The organism is Citrifermentans bremense R1 (assembly GCF_000426865.1).
In the GTDB taxonomy this organism is placed as follows: Bacteria; Desulfobacterota; Desulfuromonadia; order Geobacterales; family Geobacteraceae; genus Geomonas; species Geomonas bremensis.
This window is the reverse complement of the sequence record NZ_AUGE01000056.1, coordinates 1-6,907: the sequence shown is the minus strand read 5'-3', so window position 1 is coordinate 6,907 and position 6,907 is coordinate 1. Positions and strand designations below refer to the sequence as shown.

Annotated in this window: 6 protein-coding genes; 4 read left to right on the top strand and 2 right to left on the bottom strand. The window is 58.1% G+C overall.

The genetic code is table 11. The features are described from left to right. Positions 1-45 precede the first annotated feature (45 nt). A complete protein-coding gene (locus tag K419_RS0118400; RefSeq protein ID WP_026842840.1) occupies positions 46-819 on the bottom strand; it encodes an MBL fold metallo-hydrolase in 774 nt (257 codons plus the stop codon). Positions 820-937: 118 nt separating this feature from the next. Next, positions 938-3,022 (bottom strand): ATP-binding protein, encoded by a 2,085-nt coding sequence (locus K419_RS0118395; RefSeq protein ID WP_026842839.1) that lies wholly within the window; start codon positions 3,020-3,022, stop codon positions 938-940. 282 nt (positions 3,023-3,304) lie between these two features. Here K419_RS0118395 and gap point away from each other — a divergent pair, with 282 nt between their 5' ends. The 4 genes from gap to secG form a co-directional block, all read left to right on the top strand. Further along, complete coding sequence (gap, locus tag K419_RS0118390) at positions 3,305-4,300, top strand: type I glyceraldehyde-3-phosphate dehydrogenase (RefSeq protein ID WP_026842838.1); 996 nt, start codon at positions 3,305-3,307, stop codon at positions 4,298-4,300. A gap of 92 nt (positions 4,301-4,392) precedes the next feature. Beyond that, positions 4,393-5,592 (top strand): phosphoglycerate kinase, encoded by a 1,200-nt coding sequence (locus tag K419_RS0118385; RefSeq protein WP_026842837.1) that lies wholly within the window; start codon positions 4,393-4,395, stop codon positions 5,590-5,592. A gap of 102 nt (positions 5,593-5,694) precedes the next feature. Beyond that, positions 5,695-6,450: a triose-phosphate isomerase gene (tpiA, locus tag K419_RS0118380; protein ID WP_026842836.1), complete on the top strand. Its 756-nt coding sequence runs from the start codon at positions 5,695-5,697 to the stop codon at positions 6,448-6,450. A 67-nt stretch (positions 6,451-6,517) separates the two neighbouring features. Beyond that, positions 6,518-6,907: preprotein translocase subunit SecG (secG, locus tag K419_RS23305; protein ID WP_084154279.1), on the top strand; the 390-nt coding region annotated here is incomplete at its 3' end.

The following is a 6,907-nucleotide window of genomic DNA, read 5'->3' as shown; positions in this document are numbered from 1 at the left end:
TCTCTATCTCTATCTCTATCTCTATCTCTATCTTTATCTGTAGTTCTAATCTGCCTCAAAGACTCCGCTGGTCTGGTGCTGCCAGCCGAGAAAGAGATCCGGGCCGCAGACGTTCTGGCTATCGACGAGCTTCCTCGCAGATGCCATGGCGAGCTGAGGATCGTTGTTGACCTCTGACAGATGGGACAGGAAAACACCCTGCAGCCCCGGATGCAGCAACTCCTCCAGGAGCGCCGCGCCTTCGGCATTGGAAAGATGGCCGTGGCGGGAACGGATGCGCTGCTTGAGATGCCACGGATAGGGCCCGTCCTGCAGCATCCGCTCGTCGTGGTTGAATTCAAGGACCAGGGCGCGGCAACCTTTCAGCTTGTCGTGGGTGAGCCTGGTGGCGATACCGAGGTCGGTGGCGAAGCCGATCCCCCCCTCCCCGCTCTCGATCCGGTATCCGACCGGGTCGCAGGCGTCGTGGGTGACGGGAAAAGGATCGATGGAGACCCCCTTGAAGACAAAGGGTGTGCCGGGTTCGAATTCGACGTCATCGACGCGGCCGATAACGTGGCGCGCCGCCTGGAGCGTGCGGGCGGAGCCTAGCACCGGGAGCTTCAGGCGCCTGGCCGTCGCTCCCACCCCGCGAATGTGGTCGGTGTGTTCATGGGTGATCAGGATGCCGTCCAAGGTGGCCGCATCGACACCTATGGAGGAAAGTCTGGCGATGGTCTCGCGCCCGGAAAGCCCGGCGTCTATCAGCAGGCGGCAGCCGTCGGTTTCCATGAAAAGGGAATTACCCTTGCTGCCACTCGCCAAGAGGCTGAGCCTCATGCATCCCTCCGAAGTCGCGCAGATCAAGCCCGGAAACAGGGGCTCATGAACGGCAAAAAAACCTTATTTTTATACAGGAAACGGGCGGCAGATTCAAGATGAAGTTGCTGAGATTTGATTAACGCAGAAGTCTACTGTAGTCGGTCGCGTTCTCGCCGAGCCCGGGCGCCAGCGGCAGCAGGATGTGGAAGGTGGACCCCGGGAAGCGCTCCGGGTTGTACCCGGTGGACTCCACCCAGATCTCGCCGCCGTGCATGTCGACGATTCCCTTGGCGATGGAGAGGCCGAGGCCAGCCCCCTTCGCCTTGAAGGCGACTTTGCCGCTGGAATGTTCCTGGATGTTCCCCACCTCGTAGAACTTTTCGAAAACCCTCAGCTGGTCCTCGCGGTCGATGCCGATGCCGGTGTCGGTGACGGTGATCTCCAGGAAAAGATGGTGCTCGCGCCCTTCCCCGCTCGCCTCGGAACCCGCCTTGCCTCGCAAAAGGTATTTTGCCGAGGTGCTGATGGTGATCTTGCCGCCGTCGGGGGTGAACTTGATGGCGTTGCCGAGGATGTTGGAGAGGAGCTGCATAAGGCGCAGCGCGTCGCCGCGAATAGTGGGGATGGACTCGTCCAGGTTCACCACCACCTCCTGCTTCCTCATCGAGAAGAAGAAGCGGAGCTCGTTCACCGAGGCCTCGATGAGCCGGTTCAGTTGGATGTCCTCCACCTTCAGCTGCAGCCTCTTCTCGTCGATCATGGAGACGTCGACCATGTCCTTGATGATGTTGTCCAGGCGCGAGGCGGCGTTGGCTATGTTCACCACCATCTCCAGCACCGTCTTGTCCATGCGGTCGGCAAGGTCGGTGGTGATCAGCTCCGAGTAACCCATGATGACGGTAAGCGGCGTTTTCAGCTCGTGGGAGGCAAGCCCCAGGAAAGAATCCTTCATGCGGTTCAGCCGCGCGAGGTCGGCGGAGCTCTTCTCAAGGTTCAGGATGATCTCGCGCTCGCGGGTCACGTCGCGAAAGATCGCCTGCACCACGTTCTCGGAACCGCTCTTGATGCTGGAGGCGTGCAGCATGGCGACCATGGCGCCGCCTTCCTTCTTGCAGAGCTGCATCTCCTCTGCTATGTGCGCCCCTTGCGCCGCCTCCCGGAAGATCCGGTGCACCTTGGGGATGTTGCTGATGTTCAAAAGGAGCAGCATCTTGGTGAGCGGCAGCCCCAAAAGCTCCTTCGCCTCGTAGCCGAAGAACTCCTCCGCCATCTTGTTGACCATGCGGACGGACTCGTCGCCGCCGATGACGACGATAGCGTCGCTTGCGTCTTCCATCAGCGATTTGTAAAGCTCCTCGGAGCGCTCAAGGTCGTTGGAAAGCCGCTCCAGCTTCCGGTAGGACGCCTGGAGCTCTTCGAAGGTCCGCTCCATGTCCTGATAGTTCTTTTTGATCTCGGCGTCCCTGTTCTTGAGAAACTGGGACATGATGTTGACGTTGCGGGCAAGCTCGTTGAACTCGTAGACCTCAACCTCTCCTATGTGGGTGTCGAAAGCCCCTTCGGAGATCTGTTTCACCCCCTTGAGAAGCACCGAGATGGGCTGCATCACATACTTTTTCATGAAGAGCATGATGAGCGAGAAGGAGGTGAAGAGCGAGACGGCCAAAAGGAATAGGGTCTTCAACACCATTCCCTTCATCTTGTCCGAGACCACCTGTTCGCTGAAGCCGACATGCGCCATGGCGATCGGCTTGCCGTACGGGCCGACGACGGAGACGGCGGAATCGTAAAAAGAGGTGCCTACACCGTCGACCACCACGGAAACCCGGTTCTTGTAGACTCCGGATCCCGGATGGTCTCCTTCTTTCTTTTGGTCGGATTGCAGCTGACGCGCAGGAAAATTCATGAAGCGGGGATCGCTGGCAAAGAGGACCTTGCCGGAGAGGTCGGAAACCAGGCAGTAGGCGATATCCTGGTTTCCCTCGATGATCTCGCGGCACTTCTCGGAGACCCCGGTCATATCCTTCAGTTCCAGACCAAGGTTGAGGACTTTTTCGATATTGGATTTAAGTGCGGTGGCGAGGCCTTTGGAGCGAAGGTGGAGCGCGTTGACGTGATCTCGGCGCAGCGCCATGATATCCATTCCGGAACCGATTGAAATCGCTAGGAACAGGATCAGGAAAGAGAACAGTAAGATGCGTTTTTCCAGGGTCATTTTCATCTATTAGTCAATCCGACATCTATCGTGGGCAAGGGAAGTGCGCATCATGGACCACGCAAGAGTAATTTATCCGCTTTGGAAAAGTCAATTATTATATGGATTTATTTGCCAAAATCTGAGTTGTGGCTAACCCGGCTCGGGTGCCTGCGTCGCAGCTGTTTATCACGCCATTCGTTCTTCGGCGATAGCGTAAATATCTTGAATTAAAATTGTTGACGCCCCTCTCTCACGTTGTTAATATCACCAATTGTGAAGGATTACTTAATTAACAGGAGGAGCACAATGGCTTTAAGAGTGGCTATTAACGGTTTCGGCAGAATCGGACGTTGCGTGCTTAGGGCAGCTGCACAGGAGCAGGGTTTTGAGTTCGTCGCCATCAATGACCTGACTGATGCGAAGACCTTGGCACACCTGTTAAAGTATGATTCGGTTCATGGAACTTTCCCCGGTGAAGTATCGGTGGACGGCGACAAAATAATCGTCAACGGCAAGGCCATCAAGGTGCTCGCGGTAAGAAACCCCGCAGAACTCCCTTGGAAGGAGATGAAAGTCGACATCGTGCTTGAATCGACCGGTCTCTTCACCGCCCGTGACAAGGCGGCGCAGCACCTGACGGCAGGCGCGAAAAAGGTTGTCATCTCGGCCCCCGCCACCGACCCGGACCTTACCATAGTCTTGGGTGTCAACGACAAGGAATATGACAAGAACAAGCACCACATCGTCTCCAACGCATCCTGCACCACCAACTGCCTCGCCCCGGTCGCCAAGGTTCTGCAGGAGAGCTTCGGCATCGAAAAAGGGCTTGTCACCACGGTCCACTCCTACACCAACGATCAGAACATCCTCGATCTTCCGCACAAGGATCTGCGCCGCGCCAGGGCAGCCGCCCTTTCCATGATCCCCACCACCACCGGCGCCGCCAAGGCGGTAGCGCTGGTGCTTCCGGCCCTTAAGGGGAAACTGGACGGCATGGCCATCCGGGTGCCTACACCGAACGTCTCGGTGGTCGACCTGGTTGCTACCCTCTCCAAGGAGACCGACGCGCAGCAGGTGAACGCGGCGCTGAAGGCTGCGGCCGACGGGCCGCTCAAAGGAATCCTCGGCTTTTGCGAGGAGCAGCTGGTCTCCATCGATTTCAATGGCAACAAGCTCTCCTCTATCGTCGACGCCCCCTCGACCAAGGTGATCGGCGGCAACATGGTGAAGGTGATCTCCTGGTACGACAACGAAATGGGCTTCTCCACCAGGGTAGTCGGCCTGATGAAGATACTCCTTTAGGAAAAGGTGGTACTTGGAAGGGTAGATGTGATAAGTAGACGGGGGGGAGGTTGCTCCTCCCCGTATTTATTTTTATTGATTCAGGAGGTGTCATGTCAATCCGCTATATCGATGAGATCGAAAACCTGTCCGGCAAGAAGCTCTTCATGCGCGTGGACTTCAACGTGCCGCTGGACGACAACCAGAACATCACCGAGGACACACGGATCCGCGCCGTCCTCCCCTCCATCAATTACGCGCTCGACCAAAAGGCCAAGATCATCCTCGCTTCGCACCTTGGGCGCCCCAAGGGTGAGCGCAAGGAGAAATACTCCATGGCTCCCGCAGCCAAGCGCCTCTCCAGGCTTCTGGGCAAGGAAGTGAAACTCGCGCCCGACTGCATCGGGGACGAGGTGAAGGCTATGATCAACGCCATGCAGCCCGGCGACGTGGTCATGCTGGAGAACGTCCGTTTCTACGCCGGCGAAGAGAAAAACGACGCCGACTTCGCCAAGGCCCTCGCCAACGACTGCGATGTCTATGTCAACGACGCCTTCGCAGTTTCCCACCGGGCCCACGCCTCGGTCGAGGCCATCACCAACTGCTTCCCCGTGGTGGCTGCCGGCTTCCTGATGAAAAACGAGATAAATTACTTCGAAAAGGCCATGAAGAACCCAATCCGCCCCCTGGTCGCCATCCTGGGCGGCGCCAAGGTCTCCGGCAAGATCGAGGTGCTTGAGAACCTCTGCGACAAGGTCGACAAGATCATCATCGGCGGCGGCATGGCCTTCACCTTCCTCAAGGGGATGGGGTACAACGTCGGCAAGTCGCTGGTAGAGGACAACCTCATCGATACCGCGATGAAGACCTACGAGAAGGCGCGCGCGCAGGGGGTCAAGTTCTACCTTCCCGTAGACTGCGTCGTGGCCGACCAGTTCAATCCGGCAGCCGAAACCAAGGTCTGCCCGATCCAGGAGATCCCTGAAGGTTGGATGGCGCTCGACGTCGGCCCCGCCACCGTCACCCTCTTCACCGAGGCGCTGCAAAACGCGAAGACCATCGTCTGGAACGGGCCGATGGGGGTGTTCGAGATGGACGCCTTCTCCCGCGGCACCTTCGCCATGGTTTCCGCCGTAGCCAACTCCTACGCGCTCACCATCGTGGGGGGTGGCGACACCGACGTCGCGGTGCATCGCGCCGGCGAGTACGCGAAGATCAGCTACATCTCCACCGGCGGCGGCGCCTTCCTCGAACTGCTCGAAGGAAAGAAGCTCCCCGGCGTCAAGGTCCTGGAAGACAAGGGGCACCAATAAAAGCAGATTGAGATTGAGATTAAGATTGAGCTAAGACAGTGTTTCCCCGCCTTTCCTTAATCTTAATCTTAATTTCGATCTTACTTCTCCTGGAGGTATTAGATGCGCAAGCCGGTCATAGCAGGCAACTGGAAACTCTTCAAGACTAAGAACGAGGCGCTCGCACTGATAGAAGAACTGGCACCGCTGGTTTCCGGCGTGGACAATGTCGAGATCGTGGTGGCGCCGGTTTTCACCGTGCTCCCCACCCTCCCCGCTGCGCTTGCCGGCACCGGCATAAGCCTTGCGGCTCAGGACGTATTCTGGGAAGAAGAAGGCGCCTTTACCGGCGAAGTTTCGCCGCGCATGCTTCTCGATGCCGGTGCAAGCCACGTCATCATCGGCCACTCCGAGCGCCGGCAGTATTTCGGCGAGACCGAGGAAACGGTCAACAAGAAGGTGAAGGCCGCACTAAAAGGGGCACTGGTCCCCATCGTGTGCATCGGCGAGACTCTGGAAGCGCGCGAAGCCGGCGATACTTTCAAGGTGCTGGAGCGCCAGCTGAAGGGTGGGCTCGAGGGGCTGACAGGGACGCAGTTCGCACCGGTTATCGTAGCCTACGAGCCGGTCTGGGCCATCGGCACCGGCAAGGTCGCCTCCGACGATCAGGCGCAGGAGGCACATGCCTTCATTCGCGGGGTCATCGCAGGGCTCTTCGGCAAGTCGGCAGCGGATAAAGTGAGGATTCTCTACGGCGGCTCTGTGAAACCGGAAAACGTGAAAGGACTCATGTCGCGCCCTGACATAGACGGTGCGCTCGTGGGAGGCGCAAGTCTCAAAGGCGCATCTTTTGCCTCAATCGTGCGTTACAGTGAATAAATTCTTGGTTATTTACATCAAATATGCTAGAAAGTCTCTTTGAACACTCTCGGAGGTAAGGCTTTAAATGACAATTCTACTGGTAACCCTGCATATCGTGGTATGTTTTGCCCTCATCGTCGTGGTCCTGCTGCAGTCCGGCAAGGGGGCCGAGATGGGTGCATCCTTTGGCGCCAGCGGCAGCCAGTCGGTTTTTGGCGCAGGCGGCGGCAGCACCTTCATGAGCAAACTGACCACCAGTGCAGCAATCATTTTCATGCTTACCTCCCTGGCACTGGCTTTTGCTTCCGGCAAAGGCGGCGGCTCTTCCATCATGTCGAAAGCCCCCAAGGCTAAGCCGGCACCGATGGGCGGCTTGCCGCTGCAGCAGCCGGTCGCACCTGCAGCACCGGGTAAAGCAGCAGCACCTGCTGCACCGGCAGCACCGGCAGCGCCCGCAGCACCCGCAGCACCGGCA